The following is a 17544-nucleotide window of genomic DNA, read 5'->3' as shown; positions in this document are numbered from 1 at the left end:
TTGAACTATGGGACTATTCGGAGGAAATACCGTCTGCTCTCTTTGCGGTGAAAAAGCAGGCATCACGGCCCTGAAGCTGCCCGACGGGGTAATCTGCCACAAATGCCTGGGCAAATGCAGCCCGCTGTACAGCCGGGCCGGCAAGAGCTTTCAGGAGATCACCGACCACATCCACGCCCGGGAGGAAAACGCCCGGCGCTACCAGGCGATGCGCTGGACCAACACCGTCAGCGGGTGGATCTTTGCGGACACCGAAAGCCAGACCTGGTGCTGCCCGGTAACCTGCCCCAAAAACCCGGATCTGTTCCGCTTTGCAGATCTGATCGACTTCGAGCTGCTGGAGGACGGGGTGTCGGTCACCAAAGGCGGCCTGGGGTCCGCCGTGGTGGGCGGGGCGCTGTTCGGCGGGGTTGGTGCCATTGTGGGCGGCGGCCTGGGCAAAAAGCAGCAGGATGTCTGCCAGAAAATGACTATCTCCATCCACCTGCGGAACAGCTTCACCCCCGGCTTTGAGATCCCGCTGGTGACGGCCGAAACCAAAAAGTCCGGCTTCATCTACCGGAACGCAAAGGACAGCGCCGCTAAAATCATCACGGTCCTGACCATGATCGCCGACAGCCAGAACACCGCCGCCCCGGCAGCCCAGCCGGCAGCGCCGGCCCCCTCTTCCCTGGATGAGATCCTCAAGCTGAAACAGCTGCTGGACATGGGCGCCATCACCCAGGAGGAATTTGACGCCAAGAAAAAGCAGCTGCTGGCGCTGTGAGTTTTGGAGGAATCACGGATGGAAAACAATTCTTACTTTGACGGCGGCCTGCTGCAGCTGATCTGCTGGCGGATTCTGGGCTTTGTGGTGACCGTCTGCACCCTGGGGATCTGCTATCCCTGGGCCGTCTGCATGATCTACGGCTGGGAGACCCGCCACACGGTGGTCAACGGCCACCGCCTCGCCTTTGACGGCACCGCCCTGCAGCTGTTCGGCCACTGGATCCTCTGGCTGCTGCTGTGCATCATCACTCTGGGGATCTACAGCTTCTGGGTGGGGATCGCCTTGCGGAAATGGAAAACCGCCCACACCCATTTTGCAAACTGAAATCAAAAGCCAAAGCCATGAATGCAAAAGAAAAAAGATCCCTCGCAGAACAATGCATCCCCTATGCGGTTAAAGGAGACTTCCAAACTGCCTCCCGAATCCGGCAGCAGGCCTATGCACAAGAACCTCCGGGTTCCATCGGACTGGACTGGAAAGACTTCGCAGCGGTCTGGAACCAGGACGCCCGTTTTCTGGACGCCATGAACCAGGAGGACTTTTCAGATCTTCACAATTCGCCGGAATTCATTGCATCCCTGCGGGCTGCTTTGTATGTGGATATGCTCTTTGATTTCCGGGACATGTGAGCCGAAACGTATCTTTTCCCTGACGGCTCCGAGCCCATCTGCTGCCCTCTCCTGGACGCGTTCTTCCAAAAGAACGACTGGCCGGAAGAGAACAAGCTGTTTATTTATTCTGCCACCAAAAAAGCAAACATCGCATATGCCATCTATCAATCCGGTCCATCCTCCCATGGAATCCGGGCACCTGGGATGCTGCAATTTTTCCCAAAAGGCCAATACAATTTGGGATTTGCTCCCCATACACCGCAGAGCATCATAGACGCCCACAGGAAGTGGCTTCAAACCAATCTCCTCCATCAAAAGATGCTGCAGGCTGGTATCAAAGGCGTTCCGAAAACCTTTGCAGCCTTTGAAAAGCATTTTACAGCCAACGATGCAAAATACCAGGACTGGTACCGGCAATACCAGGATATCACACAGTAAAAGGAGTCCCACTCATGCACCTTTCATCCCGTATTCTCTCGGCGGCCCTGGCCACCATCCTGGCGGTGTCGGCGCTGTGTCTGCCGGCGTCCGCTGCCAAATATGACACCCTGACCTTCCCGGATGCTGCCGGCAACCAGATCACCTATGTGGACCAGCCGTACCAGGATATTGCCCAGCTGCCCATCGGCGCTGCCATCATCCTCACCGGCATGCCCGACTACAACGCCGCCTACAACGACGGCCAGTACAACTATGTGGGCTTCAACACCGACAAGGGCACCTGGTACATCCGGCTGGGCAGTTCCAGCGTGGACGCCTTGAAGAAGATCGTCCCGGACGATGGCTCCATCACTGAGTTCACTGCCTGCGGCGTCTATGTAGGATTGCTGGCTGCCAACGGCCTGCCGGTGGTGGATCTGGCCCAGGGCCAGGCTCTGGTGTACAGCGCCCAGGCCGGCGGTGACGCCGTCCACCCCCTGGCATCCGAGCTGCCCCAGTATCAGCAGCAGATCGACGCGGCCAAGGCCGCCCAGGCTGCCGCCGAGGCCGCTGCAGCCCAGCAGGCTGCCAAAGAGGCCGAGTTCACCAGCCGGGGCCTGCCCTATGTAAACTACACCCCCACCGGCATCATGGTCTGGATTCCCACCCATGGCGGCACCAAGTACCACTCTTATTCCGGCTGCAGCGGCATGATCGACCCCCAGAAGGTGGATCTGGGCTATGCTGAGGCCCGTGGCTTCGATGCCTGCAAGCGGTGCCACTGATTTACTGACCATGGACCCATTACCATTTTACCGTGATCCCAGATGAAAGGGGGACTCTTTATTCTAAAGGAAACATTTCAAGAACAAGCCCACCATAAGCTGCTGTCTCCTGACATTGCTGATAAAACGCATCTCTCGTTTCGCTATAGAGACTATGTTCAGTCTATTCAAATGATCCTGCAGACATTTTATGGGGCTCGGGCAGACTGGAACCAATGCATCCAGCAATATTATCACAGCAGTGAATACCAGGGACAGTGCCACCTGCCCAAAAGCTGTGAGGAGATTCCCCTTATTACGACCGACGATCTCCGGCAAATGATTGCTGAAGATGAACAATTTCATACCCGCAGAGATGAATTTCTGGCTCTGAGCGAAAAGATCCGGAAGTCCATGCCCCATAAAGATCCCCAAGAGCTGCTTCATGCAGCTTCTCTCCTGGGGATTCTTCCATCCCAGAACAGCGACAGCCTTTATCACTGGCTGATCCTGCGGGACGGCATGACAGCAGAAGAACAGCAATCCATCGAGGCAGCTATCCGCTCTGACCCCGGACGACTGGCTTCTGTCATAAGCCTTTTTTCCTCCATTTTAATTCCCGGAGAACTGTTAACATTTCCTCTCATCGGGACCGCTATGACACAGCCTAAAAGCCGTTATTTTTACCGTGGGGAAAGCGCTTATTATGGATCTTCCAGGCCGAGCATTTACCGATTTAATAACGGCATAGATCGAATCAAACTGATGGCCCGTTGGGTTACAATCTCGGAAGCTTGTTATTTTCTAAATCAATTTGATGCAGTAAAGCACTGGCCCGTCTGTAATGTAAATTATCTTGCCTTGGCTCAGCACTACGGAGTACCAACGCCCATGATGGACCTCACGAGTGATCTGAAGACGGCGCTTTTCTTTGCTTGCTGCAAATATGAACATCACCGGTGGCGCCCATTGACCCAGAAGGATTTTGCTGCCGGCTCCGGCTCAAAAGATCCTCAATATGGTATTCTCTATCGTTCTCCCACCGAAATTACATCCATGAAATGGGCTTTATCTGAACCTGATTCCGCAGAAGAAATCATCATGCCCATTGGTTATCAGCCGTTTATGCGCTGCAGCGCCCAGTATGGCCACATGCTTTTGACAAAAAAACAGGACTACGATATGCTGCAGGATCCTCTGTTTGAGAAAGTCCGTTTTAAACACGATGAAGGGTTCTGCCGCTGGATTTTTGAAGAGATGGAGCAGGGAGCCAAAGTCTATCCTGTGAACGATATCCCACAAATTGAAAAACAGATGGAAAAGATTTGTTCTGCTCATGTCATTTCTCCCGAAACTTTTGCTGGGCTGAATCTGCCTGCTGACCGGTCCTATATTGTAAAACAGCTTCTCCATCAGGCCGGATATGAAGTAGTAAATCATCCGGAAGAATACATTAAGAAAAAGCAACTTCGTAAACTCAATAAACAATATAGCTGGAAAATCGCTTGCGAAAAACTGTATATCTCGCTTGATGAATTCCAAGATGACAGTCAGAATGCTTGTCGGATCAGACCTGTCTCATCTCCACTCCAGTACCTTTCTTCTGATCTCTTTGTGGACGAAAATGGGATGGTGGTTTGCGCTCCTTAATATTCGGCACCGCCGATGATTTGCAGATCCGACCTTTTGCTGCCGGTCGTTTTTACGACACCGAGCGGCCTGTGGCAAAAGATTTTACAAAAAAATCCCGCCCACCTGCTGGAACAGGCGGACGGGAAAGCAACCGGCTCCCCTCAAAAGAGGATCATCGCACAGCTGTCACACTGCGATTATACCTCTTTTGGGCAGGGCCTGTCAAACCATACCCAAAGGAGGTTTTTGTATATGGGCAGACGCACCAACACGGCGGTCTGGTCGGACAAATATGGCCGCTGGCAGATCAATGTCCAGAAGGACGGCAAGCGGCGCAGCTTCTATAGCTTCAGGCCCGGCCGCACCGGCCAGCGGGAGGCCAACGCCAAGGCGGACGACTGGCTAGACAAGGGGGTCAAGACCCGGCGCAAAACGGTGGCGGATGTCTGGCCGGAATACCTGGCCCAGCGGCAGCTCACCACCTCCGAGAGCAACTGGAAGCCCATGGAAAGCCGCTGGCGTATCTGGATTGGCCCCAACCTGGGCCGGAAAAAGCTGGAGGCCCTGACGGATCAGGACCTGCAGCACGTGCTGGATCTGGCCTGCGCCGCCGGCCTGAGCAAAAAGACCCTGCAAAACCTCTATGCCGATCTGACCGGGCTGCTGAAATTCGCCCGCAAGAGCGGCTACACCGCCTACCACCCCGAGGATCTGTCCATCCCGGGCAGCGCCCGCTACAAAGAGCGGCGGATCCTGCAGCCCGACGGCCTGTCCATTCTGATGCGCAGCGATGAAACGGTCCTGCGGGGCAAGCCGGTCCAGGATCCGTTCATCCACTACTATCGCCTGGCGGTCCTCACCGGGATGCGCCCCGGCGAGCTGCTGGGCCTGGAGTGGGGCGACCTCCACGGCACCGTCCTGCGGCTGTGCCGCGCCCGGAACGTCCACGGCCAGATCACCAGGGGAAAAAACCAGAACGCCCTGCGGACCATTGCCCTCTCGTCTGTCTCCATCCAGGAGCTGGAAGCCCAGCGGGCCCTCACCGGCAGCTCCCGGCGGGTCTTTGCAGACGCCTCGGAAAGCACCATCCGCCACCGATGGCGGGCCTACTGCGACCACAACGGCATCCCCTACTGCAGCCTGTATGAGCTGCGGCACACCTTTGTCAGCATCGCCCAGAACCTGCCCGAGGGCCAGCTGAAAGCCCTGGTGGGCCACAGCCGCAGCATGGATACCTACGGCGTCTATGCCCACGAAATCCAGGGCCAGACCCGGCAGATCTCCACCGCCCTGGACCAGCTTTTCTCCCTCTATGAGTAACACACTTTATAACACACTTTTTCTGCAGCGGCGCAAAAAACTGCGGATCGGAGTAGGCATGAAAATCAGAATTTGCTTGAAAACACTGCAATTTTTATCGTGTTCCACACCCTTTTCTGGGTTCGACTCCCATCGCCTCCACCACAGGAAAACAGCCTAGAAACGCAAGTTTCTGGGCTGTTTTTTTGCTTTGACCACACTTTTGACCACACCTGTAATGCCGTCGACTTTTCCTCCATCGTGCGTTTGCATTATCCTTCCTAACAAATCCTTACAAATTATATACTAGATAGTTTTCTATCAGTATTCGCTGTTCTTATCGTTAGCTTTGTACTGATAAAGGATGGTTCGTAATTGGTCCATCCAGGCACAAAAATGCCGGGGCGCAGCCAATCAGGCGGCGCTCCCGGCAAGGGGGGATCGATCCAGCGAATCGTATGGGGTGCGGGCCTGCGGGAACCGTTCGGTCCGGCGCCGAAGATGCAGGGTGTTCAGCGCATGGGGAAGATCAGGACTGCGCCGATGGTCAAAGCCAGCAGGCGGATGAAATACTGGGGAATGGTGAACTTCCAGAACTCACCGATCTTGTAGTTGCCGGCGCCCATGATCATGGCGGGCATACCGTCGATGGGCAGGAAGTGTCCGCACCAGCCCGAGATGACGATGGCTTGGGAGCGCTGATGGCGTTGCGGATCTCATTGAAGTCCATCACACCAAAGACCAGCAGACCCGCCACGGCCAGGCCGGTGATGGCATAGCCTGCGTCGCCAATGACGCTCTGCAGGATCATACCGACCACTGCCACCACAAAGCAGATGTAAGCCACCATCTCTTTCTGTTTGGTGAGGGTCACCTCATGGGTGTCGGCTGCGGTCTCCTGGGCCGCGGCAATGGGGATGATCATGGGTGTTGTCATTTGGAATTGTGCCTCCTTTTTTCAAACCTTCACCGCCTGTGCGACCCAGGGCCTATCCGCAATGGTTCCGGTAGGCGCTGGGCAAGCTGCACAGTTCGGTTCGATCTTGTGTCTAAATTATATCGAAAAAAGCGCTTTCCCTTCAACCCGAGGGACTGCCAAACCCGTTGCAAAGGCGAACAGAATCAAAACCGAGCGAAATTTTCACATCGTTCCGTGTTTCATCCTGCAACATATGTCGGATCGGTGCGTTCCGCCGTTCCATTGCAGAACAGTTCAGTTTGAAAAAGCAAACCTTCTCTCCCCTATTCCGGCCCGGCGCCGCACTGGCGTTCCGTTCTGGAATAGGCGGCAAAAAGGTCCCGCCCGGGCGGCAGACGTCCAGGCGGGACCTTTGCAGGCAACGGCGCGATGGGCCGAAGCAAAGCGGTTCCAGATCAGTTTTTGCGGCCGTTGGCCATACGGATGCCATAGTCGATGGCGTTGACCAGGCTCAGCTCGTTGCTGGTGCCCTTGCCCGCCAGGGCAAAGCCGGTGCCATGGTCCACACTGGTGCGGATGATGGGCAGCCCCAGGGTGACATTGACCCCTTCCACAGCCTTCCATGCCTGTTTTTCGCGGTCGTAGACAAACCCCACCGTCTTGAGGGGGATGTGTCCCTGGTCGTGGTACATACAGACCACAATGTCATACCAGCCGCCCAGCGCCTCGCTGAAAACGCTGTCGGGCGGGATGGGGCCGATGGCGTTGATCCCTTCGGCTTTGGCGGCCTGGATGGCGGGGGTGATCTCCTGGATCTCCTCGGTGCCGAACAGACCGTTTTCGCCGCAGTGGGGATTCAGGCCGGCCACCGCCACCCGCGGGGTTTCGATCCCCATATCCTTGCAGGCCTGGTGGGCAATCTCGATCACCTCCAGCACCCGGTCCTTTTTGACCCGGTCGCAGGCCTCCCGCAGGGAGCAGTGGGTGGACACATGCACCACCCGCAGGTCGTGGTGGGCCAGCATCATGGTGTATTTTTTGGTGTGGGTGTAGGTCGCATAGATCTCGGTGTGGCCGTCAAAATGGGTGTAACCGTCCGAGTTTGCGCCCCCGGCGGCCTCCAGAGCCTTGTTCATGGCCTCTTTGTTCAGGGCGTTGGTGCAGGTGGCGTCCACCTCCCCGTCCATGGCCAGCTGGATCACCTTGCGCACGCACTGGAAAGCCGCATTGCCCCCTTCCAGGCTCACCTTGCCCAGCTCAAACTTGTCCACATCTGCGATCAGCTCCAGGTGGAACACGTCGATGGTGCCGGGGGTGAACAGAGCGTCGCTCACCTTCTCACAGCGGTGGATCCGGATGTCGGGCCGGCCCACAAAGCCCCGGGCCTGCTCCAGCATTTTGGCGTCCCCCACCACGATGGGGCGGCACCGGTCGTACAGGTCGGCCCGGGCCAGGGCCTTGACGGTGATCTCGGGGCCGTTGCCCGCAGGGTCGCCCATGGTGATGCCGATGATGGGTCTTGTCATATCTTACCTCTCCCTCTTTTTCTGCGAAACTGCCGGGCCGGCCTCTGCGCTCAGCACATGCCCTTTTCCGCGTTCTCCTTTGGTTCATTTGGTGCCCTGAGCGGCGGTGGGGTTGTACAGCCCCACCCGCTCCCGCCGGGCGCCCAGCACGTCTTCCTCCCGGAAGCGCAGGTATTTGATTCCCTGGCGGGTACGGGCGGCGTAGGCCAGATGGAGCGCGCCGTCCCTGCCCTGCATGAGGTAGGGGTATTCATATTGCTTGTTGTTGGTGCGGTTCTCATCCCCCATGTAGCCCTCGCCCCGCTCCATCCAGCGGATGATGGGGAAGGTCAGGCCGCCGTCCTCGCTCAGGGCCACCGCCACCGGGCAGCGCAGGCCGGGCCAGGCCGCCTTGCCGGGGTGGGGATCGGGGGTGCAGGTGGGATTGTACGCGATGGCGACCCGTCCGCTCCGGAGCTTGATGGCGCTGATGCTGGAATTGTTGTTGGGCAGCGGGGTGGGCTTGGGCTCGCCCCAGCTTTCGCCCCAGTCAAAGGACTCGCTGCGGTGGATGCGGTAGGCCTCCCGGTTGCGCATAAAGGCCACCAGGTGCCCCGGTTCCAGCTCCACCACGTTGGCGTGCACATGGCCGTTGGAGCCGGGCATCATCACCATCCGCCAGCTCTTGCCCTGGTCGTCCGAGATGCGGAAGGCGGTGGGGTCCCCCGACAGCCCGTCCGCTGAGTTGGTGCACAGCCAGTTGGCAAAGATCCACCGTCCATTGCTCAGCACCTGGATGGGCTGGCGGCAGAAGGTGCCCTCCTCGGGGAACACCGTCTGATAGGGCCCCCAGGTGCGGCCGCCGTCGTAGCTTTTCTGGCAGCGGACCACAGCGGTGTACTGCATGTTGTCCTTCCCTTCCTGGCGGTCCAGCTGGGCGGTATACATGGCCCACACCGCCCCGTCGGGGCCGTAGAACAGCGAGGGGTTCTGTTCGCTGCGGGTGGGGTCCCCCGAAATGTCCACCGGGGGCAGCCAGGCGGAGGCATCTTTGGGCAGCAGAGAGCAGATGATGTGGATATCAGCGCTGCCCTCATAGCTGCCCGCAAACCAGCAGCACAGCAGGCTGCCGTCGGGCAGCTCCACCATGGCGGGAGCATGGGCTGTGGGGTAGCCGCCGGTGGGCAGCAGGGCTTCCACCGTGCCCATCTCGTCGTTTTGATACAGGGTGCCGTCCCAGGTCAGGCCGGGCAGTTTGGGATAGGTCATCGTTCCATCGTCCTTTCATCCAATCGATCGTGCAGCCATTGAGCGGCGCCAAAGCCGCCGGCCGCTGTGGGCCTTGTGGTGGTCAGCCGGCCTGTCCGGCCAGCCGCCCGGCCAGGTCGGTGAGCAGGCTCTGCTGCCCAAACCCGCCGGACTTGGTGATGATATGCCGGGTACAGCCGTTGTAGGTGAACCGCGCCAGCACCACCCCTTTTTCCAGCTCGCACACCGGCTCCAGCTCCTGGACGCCGGCGCAGCGCATACTTTGCAGCAGGGTATCCCCGCCGGTCAGCAGCAAAGTGCCCAGGGCCGGGCTGCAGCTTTTGGCGCGGGGTCAGGCGAAGCCGGGCAAAACCCGCCCGCTCTGCAGCATCCAGCTGGGCCACCGTAATGGGGTTGACGCTGCCGCATACCACCAGCAGACGGGGGTCAAGCTTGGGGCGGGGCCGGGCGTCGGGCCGGCACAGTCCCAGCAGCCCGGGGAGCACCGCCCCAAACCCGGCGCAGCCCGCCGAGATATGGAGCCTGCCCGCCGCGGCCAGGGTGCGGCCCGCCCGCTCCAGGTCCTCCAGGCAGGCGGCGTCATAGACGTAGATCCCCTGCCCCGCCGGGGCCGGTGCGTCTGCCCCCACGCAGTGGACCGGGACGCCGCACTGGGCGCCGATGAGGTCCGCGACCCGGGAATGGCGCACCGGCTCAAAGGGGTCGATGCCAAAAACGCTTTGGGCCACCGGCTGTCCGTCGATGTAGTGTACCCCTTCCCTGGTGCACCGGCCGATTTGCGGATAGGCCGGCAGGAACGGCAGGGCCTGTTCCCCGCTGGCCCGCAGCAAGGCTCCCAGCTCGGCCCCTATATTGCCCCGCAGGGCCGAATCGGTCTCTTTATAGATGTAAGGCACCTTCTGCGCCACAGCCTGTCGCACGATTTTTTCCACGACGGCGGCAGCCTGGGCCGGGGGCAGATGCCGGGTCTCGGCATCGATGACCAGAACCTCGGCTTCGGACGCGCCCCCAAACGAGAAGGCGGGGTCGGTCACCACCCGGGTGTGTGCGCCGCAGCTGGCCAGCTGGACGCCGGTGTCCAGCGCGCCCGTAAAGTCGTCTGCAACGATCAGTAGCGTGATCATTGTTCCACCTCCAGAACGGATCCTAGGCCCGCCCTGCCGGTGGTATCCATCCAGCTGTCGGTCTACGATGTGCTGCGCGCCATCAAGATGGCCGAAAACTACTCGAACCTCTACGCCATCGTGGGCTTCCCCAGCATCACCCAGCCTGCCCACACCCTGTGCGACCTGCTGCGGCTGGACATGGACATCATCACCATCCACAACCTGGAGGAGACCAACCGCGCTTTGGACCGGCTGCGGGAGGGCGGCTACAAAATGGTGGTCAGCGACATGGTCACCCACACCCTGGCCCGGCAGAAGGGCTTCGACGCCTTTCTCATCACCTCGGGGGTGGAGAGCCTCCACGACGCCTTCACCCAGGCCATCCAGATCAGCGACCGCTTCCGCCAGCTGCGGCGCCAGAACCAGCTGCTGGAGGGGGTGGCCCGCAGCCGCAGCGGCAACACCATCATCCTGGACGCGGTGGGCGGCAACCAGACCGCCGCAGCCAGACAGCTGGGCATCAGCCGCACCACCCTGTGGCGCTATCTGAACCCAAAGCCCGCCAAAAAAACGCCGCAGGACTGAACCGGGCTGCCCGCTTTTTTGTCTATATCATCCATCGATAAAATCGATCGATTTTCCTCATTCGATTCACTTTACAAAAGCATGGTCCCTGTGCTACACTGTAAATCACGACAGTGAAGTGTCGAAATAGACCGCGCCGGTTCTGCGCGGAAGAAAGTGTGAGGAAACATCATGGCCGCCATCCAAACCATCTACAACTTTTTGTGGGGGGACATCGTGCGCATCCCCCTGCCGGGAGGCAGCACCCTGGGACTGTCTTTGCTGGTGCTGATCCTGGTGCCTGCAGGGCTGTATTTTACGGTGCGCACACGGTTTCTGCCCTTCCGCCTGTTCCCCGAGATGCTGCGCGTCACCCTGGAAAACAACAAAAAGGGAGACGACGGCATCTCGGGCGTCCAGGCCCTGATCGTCTCCACCGCCTGCCGGGTGGGCATGGGCAATCTGGTGGGCGTGGTCGCGGCCATCTCGGCCGGGGGCGCCGGGGCGGTGTTCTGGATGTGGGTGATCGCCCTGCTGGGTTCTTCCACCGCCTTCATCGAAGCCACCCTGGCCCAGCTCTACAAACAAAAAGACCCCCTTTACGGGGGATACCGGGGCGGCCCGGCCTACTATCTCCACGCCCTTTTCATCAAGCCGGGCAGCAAGCGCCGCCGTTCGGTGATGGCGTCCCTGTTCGCCCTGTCGGGCCTGGTATGCTGGTGCGGCATCAGCCAGGTCACCGGCAACTCCATCTCCTCCTCCTTTGAGAACGCCTTCCACATCCCGCCCCTCTACTCCACCATCGCCCTGGTGGCCCTGGCAGCGGTCATCGTCCTGCGCAAGCACGCCACCGTCAAGGTGCTGGACCTGATGGTGCCGGTGATGGCGGCCTGCTATTTCTTCATCACCCTGTTCATCATCCTGCGCAACATCGGGCAGGTGCCTGCCGTCTTTGCCCAGATCTTTGCCGAGGCCTTTGGTGTGCGGCAGGTGGTAGGCGGCGGCATCGGCGCGGTGATCATGAACGGCGCCAAACGGGGCCTGTTTTCCAATGAGGCGGGCTCCGGCTCGGCTCCCTGCGCCGCGGCCGCGGCCGACATCGACCACCCCGCCAAGGAGGGCCTGCTGCAGTCTCTGGGCGTGTTCATCGACACCCTGGTCATTTGCAGCTGCTCAGCCATGATCATGCTGCTGACCCCGCAGGAGCTGACCGCCGGCCTGGAGGGGATGGACCTGCTGCAAGCGGCCATGCGGTATCATCTGGGCGAGTTCGGGGTCATCTTCATCGCGGTGATCCTCTGGCTGTTCAGCTTCTCCACCTTTTTGGGTATCCTGTTTTACGCCCGGTCCAATGTGGCCTACCTCTTTGGGGACAACTGGCTGAGCCAGACGCTGTACAAGGTGCTGGCCCTGGTGATGCTGTTCGTGGGCGGGCTGGCCGCCTACCAGTTCGTATGGGACCTGGGAGACGTGGGCGTGGGCCTGATGACCATATTCAATATGGCGGCCCTGTTCCCTCTGGCTCCCAAAGCCCTGGACGCCCTGCGGGATTACGAGACCAACCGGCTGCACCAAAATACCGAGCGATAAAACAAAGGGGAAGGAGCCCTGCCGCGGCAGGAACTCCTTCCCCTTTTGGGTCTTTTGCACCGGTCAGGCGTGGTGGCGGATGAAGTAGCACACCGCGCCCACCAGGCCGGCGTCGTTGGCCAGGGCCGCAGGACGCACCTCCAGGCCCTGGGCAAAGGCGGGCATCACCCGCGCCTTGACCTGACGGGCCAGCGGCCGGATCAAGAGTTCCTCCTGGCTGCTGACGCCGCCGCCAATGAGGATCAGCTGGGGGTTGAACAGATGCACCAGCCCTGCCAGCCCTTCAGCGATCTCCACGATCCAGCTGTCCAGCAGGCGCAGCATCGCCGCGTCCCCCTGCCGGGCCGCCCCAAAGATGGCGCGGCCATTGTCCAGCCTGGGGTCCAGGCGGACGGCCTGGCGCACCAGCGCCGATGTGGACGCATAGCGCTCCCAGCAGCCCGCCGCGCCGCAGGTGCACCGCTGGCCGTTGCAGGCGTGGGTGCGCATATGCCCCAGTTCACCGCCCAGGCCCCGGGCGCCTTCCAGCAGACGGCCCCCTGTCAGGACACCGCCGCCCAGCCCCGTGCCGATGGTGACGCCCAGCACGTCGGTATAGCCTTTGGCTGCACCCACCCAGGCTTCCCCCAGGATCATGCAGTTGGCGTCGTTGGCCACCGTCACAGGCAGCCCCAGGTCCGACTCCAGGACGGCGCGGATGGGAGCGCCGGGCCAGCCGGGCAGGCTCCCGCAGGTGCCCGCCACAATGCCCTGTCCGCTGTCGATCTGGCCGGTGGCCGATACGCCTGCGCCCACCGGCTGATAGCCCGCTTCCCGGCTGGCGGCCAGCATCCGGGCGGCGGCCTTCCGCACCGTCTCCAGGATGGGGGTCTGGTAGTTGTCAAAGCTGACGCTGGCCTCCTGCCGCAGCAGTACCTCCCCGTTTTCTGACACCAGCCCCAACTTGACGGCGGTGCCTCCGATGTCGATTCCAAGATAGGTGTTCATATCATTTCAAGTCCTTGATGGCCGCGGTGAAGCGGGCAGTGATCTCGGCGGGACGGGTGATGGCGCCCCCCACCACCAGGGCAAAGGCGCCTGCTTCCAGGGCCTTGCGGGCCTGCTCGGGGTAGTGGATGTGCCCTTCCGCAATGACCTTGGCCGGGCAGTTTTGGGCCAGACGGGCAATGAAGGCAAAATCGGTCTCGTTGATGCCCTGGGTCTCGGGGGTGTAGCCCCGCATGGTGGTGCCCACAAAGTCGGCTCCGGCCTCAGCACAGGCCATGGCCTCCTCGTCGGTGGCGATGTCCGCCATCACCAGCTGCTGGGGATACTTTGCCTTGATCTCGCGGATGAACTCCGCCGCCGTCTTGCCGTCGGGCCGCAGCGCGCTGGTCCCCTGTACGGCCAGGATATCCACCCCGCAGGCCACCAGCTCGTCCACCTCTTTCATGGTGACGGTGATGTACATGGGCGTGCCGGGATAGTCCTTTTTGATGATGCCGATGACCGGCAGGTCCACCACCTGCTTGATCTGGGTGATATCCCGCACCGTATTGGCACGGATGCCCACCGCGCCGCTCATGGCGGCTGCCTTGGCCATCAGGGGCATGACGCCGCCTTCCTTGGTGTACAGGGGCTCATGTTCCAGCGCCTGGCAGGATACGATCAGCCCATGCTGGATCTGTTTGAAAAGTGCTTCTTTTTCCATCCTGGTATTCCTCCTTTTGGGGCGTCCGAACGCCCCGCCGTTCATTCGCCCATCCGGATCTTGACCACTGCCTTGCGCAGATGGGTGCAGCCGGGGCTGATGCAGCTGGGCTTGTGGTACTCCCCGGGCAGGAAAAGGGCGAACCTCCCCTCCCCCAGTAGGCCGCTGGACTGTTCGGGCCCGGCTGCAAAGCCGCAGTCGGCCTGCCCGTCAAAGGGGGCTGTGGGCTGAGCCGTAAGGGTCCAGGCCCAGTATTCGCTGCCGGTCAGATCGATCTGCAGGTCGGCATACAGGTGATGGTACTCAAACACAGCACCCTGGGCCTCCCGCAGGTCCGCTTCCATCACGTTCACATACACGCGCCGCCCGTCGATCTCGGTGATCCCGTCCGGCAGCCCGGCCAGGTCGTGCTCCGCCAGCCAGCGGATGGCCAGATCCAGGGCCGGGTGGATGCCGCTGTAACGATCCAGGCTGCTGAGGCTGTCTGTGATCATGCTTCGTTTCCTCCCTTTTTGCAGCCAGCAACGCCCGGCGCCGCCTGCCCCTGGGGGCCGGCAGCCACCGGGCGTCTGGCACGTTTCTGCTTTTGGTTTACAGGGCGGATGCCTTGGCCACCGCCGCCTCGATCATCTGCTGGGCCTGGGCCACCACGGCCTCATCCCCGGGGACGAGGTTGGGCAGGGGTGCCCGGACGCCGCCCAGCTCCAGGCCGTACATCCGGCGCAGGATCTCTTTCTGGACGGCATACAGGTTGCCGCGGGCCTCGCACATCTTGTAGATGATCCGGTCGGCCTCGTACTGCAAAGCCCGGGCCTTGGCCATCTCTCCCTTGTGCACCAGCTCGTACATCTTCAGGAACAGCTCAGGCATGACGGCGTAGGTGCCGCCGATGCCGCCGTCTGCGCCCATGGCCAGCCCCGAGACGAACTGCTCGTCGGGACCGTTGAACACCACAAAGCCGTTCTCACCGCGGGCTGCGATCCCCGCATCCTTGAACATCTGGATGTCCTGGGTGGGCATGGAGGAGTTCTTCACCGCCACCACATTGGGGTTCTCCAGCATGGTGTGCAGCAGGCTCATGGTCAGAGCGGTGCCGGCCAGCTGGGGGATGTTGTAGATGACGAACTCGGTGTTGGGGGCAGCGGCGCTCATGGCGTTCCAGTACCCGGCAATCGCGTGCTCGGGCAGGTGGAAGTAGATGGGCGGGATGGATGCGATGGCATCCACGCCGCAGGCTTCGGCATGGGCGGCCAGCTCCACCGAGTCGGCGGTGTTGTTGCAGGCCACATGGGCAATGACCGTGATCTTGCCCTTGGCCTCGCTCATCACGGCCTCCAGCACGGCCTTGCGCTCATCCGGATGCTGGTAGATGCACTCCCCGGACGAGCCTCCCACGTAGACGCCCTTGACCCCCTTGGCGATCAGGTGACGGGTCAGAGCCTTTGTCCCTTCGATCGAAACATGGCCATCCTTGTCGTAGCAGGCATAGAATGCGGGAATAACGCCCTGATATTTGGTATGGTCTTTCATTGTCATACTCTCCAATCTGTAGCGGGAACCGCCGGGCTCAGCCCTTGACAGCGCCCATGGTGATGCCCTGGGTAAAGTACTTCTGGAACATCAGGAACACGGTGACGATGGGGATGGCGGCCAGCGCGGCGCCGGCCATGATGAGGCCGAAGTCCGAGGAGACTTCGCCCTGCAGGCGGGCAATACCGGTGGAGATGGTCAGCACTTCACGCCGCTGCAGCATGATCAACTGCAGGAAGTAGTCGTTCCATGTGTTGACGAAGGTGAAGATGGCCAGGGCGCCCACGCCGGGCTTGACCATCGGGAACACAATGGAGACGAAGGTGCGTGCTTCGCTGGCGCCATCGATGCGGGCAGCTTCCAGCATCTCGGTGGGGATGGTCTCGGAGAACTGCTTCATCAGGAAGATACCGAAGGGCCAGCCCACGGTGGGCAGGATGACGGCCAGCAGGTTGTTGTTCAGGCCAAGGGCGCTCATCTCCTGCAGCAGGGGGATGACGATGACCTGCTTGGGCAGGGCCATGGCGCACACCAGCAGGCTGAACAGGACCGTGCGGCCATAAAAGCGTTTTTTGGCCAGGGCATAGCCTGCCAGGGCCGCGGTGATGCAGGTGAGCAGCATGGCGGCCACGGCAATGATGATGGTGTTGAGCAGCCACTGGATGGCGGGCTGCTTGAACAGGCGGACGTAGTTGTCCAGGGTGGGGTTCAGCGGGAACCACTGGGGCTTCTGGGCGTTGATGGTGATGGCATCCTTCAGCGAACCGGTCAGGATCCAGTACAGGGGGAAGATGAAGAACACCGCCAGAAGAGCCAGCACGATGATCACAAAGATCTTATAGCCGCGGGATTGGCCGTCCAGGCCGGATTTTGCCTTTGCTTTGGACATATCGAACCCTCCCTATCAACCGTTGTCCGTCTGTGCGACCTTGAACTGGATCGCGGAGAAAATGGCGATGAAGATGGCCAGGACCACGCCCATGGCGTTGGCATAGCCGAAGCGCTGGTAATTGTACGCCATATCGAAGATGTAGTACATCAGGGTGCTGGTGCTGCCCAGAGGGCCGCCGCGGGTCAGCAACTGGATCAGCGCAAAGCACTGGAAGCTGTTGATGGTGGTGATGACCAGCACGTACAGGGTGGTGGGCATGATCTGGGCCCATTTGATCTTCCAGAAGATCTGCAGCTTGGTGGCGCCGTCAATGGCGGCAGCCTCCTCGAGAGACCGGTCCACGTTGCCCAGAGCCGCCACATACAGCACGATGGGCTGGCCGATGGAGGTGGTGAACAGGATCATGATGATGCACCAGATGGCGGTGCGGGTGTCGCCCAGCCAGTCAAAGCCGGTGGTGCCGAAGATCTGGTTCAGCAGGCCGTTGTAGGGGTTGAACATCCACTTCCACACCACGGTGACCGCCACCGAGCCGGTGACCACCGGCAGGTAGAACACACACCGGAAGAACGAGCGCAGTTTGGAGCGCATGGGGTAGATGGCCGAGCCGACCCACAGCGAAAAGGCTGTGACCAGGGGCACCGAGACCACCACGATCAGCACGGTGTTCCACAGGGAACGGATGAAGGTCTTATCCTGGAACATCTCCACATAGTTGCTCAGGCCGGTGAAAGTGGCGGCCGAGGTGTCGATGCCCATATCCAAAAAGCTGTATACCAGGCACATACCCATGGGTACCAGCACAAAGCCCACAAAGAACAGCAGGCTGGGCAGCATGAACAGGTAGGCGGAAATGGTCTCCCGCCTGGCCAGCACGCGGCTGGAGGCATGAGCTGTACCGTCGTTCCGGCGGTCCTTGACGGAAGTCTTTGCCACGTTGAATCCCTCCTTTGAACAAATACCGAAGCATAAAAGATGCGCCTG

18 protein-coding genes are annotated in these 17544 nt (G+C 60.6%); 8 read left to right on the top strand and 10 right to left on the bottom strand.

All coding sequences use genetic code 11. The annotated features are described in order from the left end of the window. The first annotated feature begins 7 nt into the window (after positions 1 to 7). The 6 genes from B5G12_RS01435 to B5G12_RS01405 all read left to right on the top strand — a co-directional run bounded on the left by B5G12_RS01435 (position 8) and on the right by B5G12_RS01405 (position 5516). Positions 8 to 766, top strand: a complete 759-nt coding sequence (locus B5G12_RS01435) for an SHOCT domain-containing protein (RefSeq protein WP_087323536.1) — start codon at positions 8 to 10, stop codon at positions 764 to 766. An 18-nt stretch (positions 767 to 784) separates the two neighbouring features. Beyond that, positions 785 to 1093, top strand: a complete 309-nt coding sequence (locus B5G12_RS01430; protein WP_087323122.1) for a DUF898 family protein — start codon at positions 785 to 787, stop codon at positions 1091 to 1093. 17 nt (positions 1094 to 1110) lie between these two features. Next, on the top strand, positions 1111 to 1398 hold the full coding sequence (locus tag B5G12_RS01425; RefSeq protein WP_087323119.1) for a hypothetical protein: 288 nt from the start codon (positions 1111 to 1113) through the stop codon (positions 1396 to 1398). Between the two features lie 434 nt (positions 1399 to 1832). Further along, positions 1833 to 2585: a hypothetical protein gene (locus B5G12_RS01415; protein WP_087323113.1), complete on the top strand. Its 753-nt coding sequence runs from the start codon at positions 1833 to 1835 to the stop codon at positions 2583 to 2585. 42 nt (positions 2586 to 2627) lie between these two features. Beyond that, a complete protein-coding gene (locus B5G12_RS01410; RefSeq protein ID WP_087323110.1) occupies positions 2628 to 4214 on the top strand; it encodes an FRG domain-containing protein in 1587 nt (528 codons plus the stop codon). A 234-nt stretch (positions 4215 to 4448) separates the two neighbouring features. Next, positions 4449 to 5516, top strand: a complete 1068-nt coding sequence (locus tag B5G12_RS01405) for a site-specific integrase (RefSeq protein WP_158099663.1) — start codon at positions 4449 to 4451, stop codon at positions 5514 to 5516. 607 nt (positions 5517 to 6123) lie between these two features. On the opposite strand, the gene B5G12_RS01400 is transcribed toward B5G12_RS01405, so the two are convergent. The 4 genes from B5G12_RS01400 to B5G12_RS15195 all read right to left on the bottom strand — a co-directional run bounded on the left by B5G12_RS01400 (position 6124) and on the right by B5G12_RS15195 (position 10312). Continuing rightward, positions 6124 to 6432: a hypothetical protein gene (locus tag B5G12_RS01400; RefSeq protein ID WP_242955890.1), complete on the bottom strand. Its 309-nt coding sequence runs from the start codon at positions 6430 to 6432 to the stop codon at positions 6124 to 6126. Positions 6433 to 6869: 437 nt separating this feature from the next. Then, entirely contained in the window at positions 6870 to 7940 is a 1071-nt protein-coding gene (gene pdxA, locus B5G12_RS01395) for a 4-hydroxythreonine-4-phosphate dehydrogenase PdxA (RefSeq protein ID WP_087323104.1), read from the bottom strand. Positions 7941 to 8024: 84 nt separating this feature from the next. Further along, a complete protein-coding gene (locus B5G12_RS01390; RefSeq protein WP_087323102.1) occupies positions 8025 to 9188 on the bottom strand; it encodes a sialidase family protein in 1164 nt (387 codons plus the stop codon). Next, the gene (locus B5G12_RS15195) at positions 9185 to 10312 is read right to left on the bottom strand and encodes a four-carbon acid sugar kinase family protein (RefSeq protein WP_522731421.1); all 1128 of its coding nucleotides are present in this window, start codon (positions 10310 to 10312) and stop codon (positions 9185 to 9187) included. The genes B5G12_RS01390 and B5G12_RS15195 overlap by 4 nt, the downstream gene beginning before the upstream one ends. A gap of 39 nt (positions 10313 to 10351) precedes the next feature. Here B5G12_RS15195 and B5G12_RS01380 point away from each other — a divergent pair, with 39 nt between their 5' ends. Further along, positions 10352 to 10879, top strand: a complete 528-nt coding sequence (locus B5G12_RS01380) for a PrpR N-terminal domain-containing protein (protein WP_242955889.1) — start codon at positions 10352 to 10354, stop codon at positions 10877 to 10879. A gap of 171 nt (positions 10880 to 11050) precedes the next feature. Further along, complete coding sequence (locus B5G12_RS01375) at positions 11051 to 12448, top strand: alanine/glycine:cation symporter family protein (RefSeq protein WP_087230544.1); 1398 nt, start codon at positions 11051 to 11053, stop codon at positions 12446 to 12448. 63 nt (positions 12449 to 12511) lie between these two features. Here B5G12_RS01375 and B5G12_RS01370 read toward each other — a convergent pair whose 3' ends face one another. From B5G12_RS01370 to B5G12_RS01345, 6 genes are all read right to left on the bottom strand, one after another. Then, positions 12512 to 13435 carry an ROK family protein gene (locus B5G12_RS01370; RefSeq protein WP_087230547.1) on the bottom strand — a complete coding sequence of 308 codons (924 nt, stop codon included), beginning with the start codon at positions 13433 to 13435 and terminating at the stop codon, positions 12512 to 12514. Position 13436: 1 nt separating this feature from the next. Beyond that, a complete protein-coding gene (locus tag B5G12_RS01365) occupies positions 13437 to 14138 on the bottom strand; it encodes an N-acetylmannosamine-6-phosphate 2-epimerase (protein ID WP_087230549.1) in 702 nt (233 codons plus the stop codon). Positions 14139 to 14179: 41 nt separating this feature from the next. Beyond that, positions 14180 to 14632: a NanQ anomerase/TabA/YiaL family protein gene (locus B5G12_RS01360; protein WP_087323099.1), complete on the bottom strand. Its 453-nt coding sequence runs from the start codon at positions 14630 to 14632 to the stop codon at positions 14180 to 14182. Between the two features lie 97 nt (positions 14633 to 14729). Continuing rightward, positions 14730 to 15668 (bottom strand): dihydrodipicolinate synthase family protein, encoded by a 939-nt coding sequence (locus tag B5G12_RS01355; RefSeq protein WP_087230555.1) that lies wholly within the window; start codon positions 15666 to 15668, stop codon positions 14730 to 14732. A 37-nt stretch (positions 15669 to 15705) separates the two neighbouring features. Next, complete coding sequence (locus B5G12_RS01350) at positions 15706 to 16557, bottom strand: carbohydrate ABC transporter permease (protein ID WP_087230558.1); 852 nt, start codon at positions 16555 to 16557, stop codon at positions 15706 to 15708. 15 nt (positions 16558 to 16572) lie between these two features. Then, complete coding sequence (locus tag B5G12_RS01345; RefSeq protein ID WP_087230620.1) at positions 16573 to 17397, bottom strand: carbohydrate ABC transporter permease; 825 nt, start codon at positions 17395 to 17397, stop codon at positions 16573 to 16575. Positions 17398 to 17544 lie beyond the last annotated feature (147 nt).

The organism is Faecalibacterium sp. An58 (genome assembly GCF_002161515.1).
GTDB lineage: Bacteria > Bacillota > Clostridia > Oscillospirales > Ruminococcaceae > Faecalibacterium > Faecalibacterium avium.
This window is presented reverse-complemented; position numbering and strand designations above follow the sequence as displayed.

Excerpts from the sequence above, each read along its gene's own strand:
- B5G12_RS01405 (WP_158099663.1), top strand. The coding sequence starts at position 4,449 with ATGGGCAGACGCACCAACACGGCGGTCTGGTCGGACAAATATGGCCGC.
- B5G12_RS01360 (WP_087323099.1), bottom strand. The coding sequence starts at position 14,632 with ATGATCACAGACAGCCTCAGCAGCCTGGATCGTTACAGCGGCATCCAC.
- B5G12_RS01370 (WP_087230547.1), bottom strand. The coding sequence starts at position 13,435 with ATGAACACCTATCTTGGAATCGACATCGGAGGCACCGCCGTCAAGTTG.
- B5G12_RS15195 (WP_522731421.1), bottom strand. The coding sequence starts at position 10,312 with ATGATCACGCTACTGATCGTTGCAGACGACTTTACGGGCGCGCTGGAC.
- B5G12_RS01365 (WP_087230549.1), bottom strand. The coding sequence starts at position 14,138 with ATGGAAAAAGAAGCACTTTTCAAACAGATCCAGCATGGGCTGATCGTA.
- B5G12_RS01400 (WP_242955890.1), bottom strand. The coding sequence starts at position 6,432 with ATGACAACACCCATGATCATCCCCATTGCCGCGGCCCAGGAGACCGCA.
- B5G12_RS01350 (WP_087230558.1), bottom strand. The coding sequence starts at position 16,557 with ATGTCCAAAGCAAAGGCAAAATCCGGCCTGGACGGCCAATCCCGCGGC.
- B5G12_RS01355 (WP_087230555.1), bottom strand. The coding sequence starts at position 15,668 with ATGAAAGACCATACCAAATATCAGGGCGTTATTCCCGCATTCTATGCC.
- B5G12_RS01375 (WP_087230544.1), top strand. The coding sequence starts at position 11,051 with ATGGCCGCCATCCAAACCATCTACAACTTTTTGTGGGGGGACATCGTG.
- B5G12_RS01435 (WP_087323536.1), top strand. The coding sequence starts at position 8 with ATGGGACTATTCGGAGGAAATACCGTCTGCTCTCTTTGCGGTGAAAAA.
- B5G12_RS01410 (WP_087323110.1), top strand. The coding sequence starts at position 2,628 with ATGAAAGGGGGACTCTTTATTCTAAAGGAAACATTTCAAGAACAAGCC.
- B5G12_RS01390 (WP_087323102.1), bottom strand. The coding sequence starts at position 9,188 with ATGACCTATCCCAAACTGCCCGGCCTGACCTGGGACGGCACCCTGTAT.
- B5G12_RS01430 (WP_087323122.1), top strand. The coding sequence starts at position 785 with ATGGAAAACAATTCTTACTTTGACGGCGGCCTGCTGCAGCTGATCTGC.
- pdxA (WP_087323104.1), bottom strand. The coding sequence starts at position 7,940 with ATGACAAGACCCATCATCGGCATCACCATGGGCGACCCTGCGGGCAAC.
- B5G12_RS01345 (WP_087230620.1), bottom strand. The coding sequence starts at position 17,397 with ATGCTGCCCAGCCTGCTGTTCTTTGTGGGCTTTGTGCTGGTACCCATG.
- B5G12_RS01415 (WP_087323113.1), top strand. The coding sequence starts at position 1,833 with ATGCACCTTTCATCCCGTATTCTCTCGGCGGCCCTGGCCACCATCCTG.
- B5G12_RS01425 (WP_087323119.1), top strand. The coding sequence starts at position 1,111 with ATGAATGCAAAAGAAAAAAGATCCCTCGCAGAACAATGCATCCCCTAT.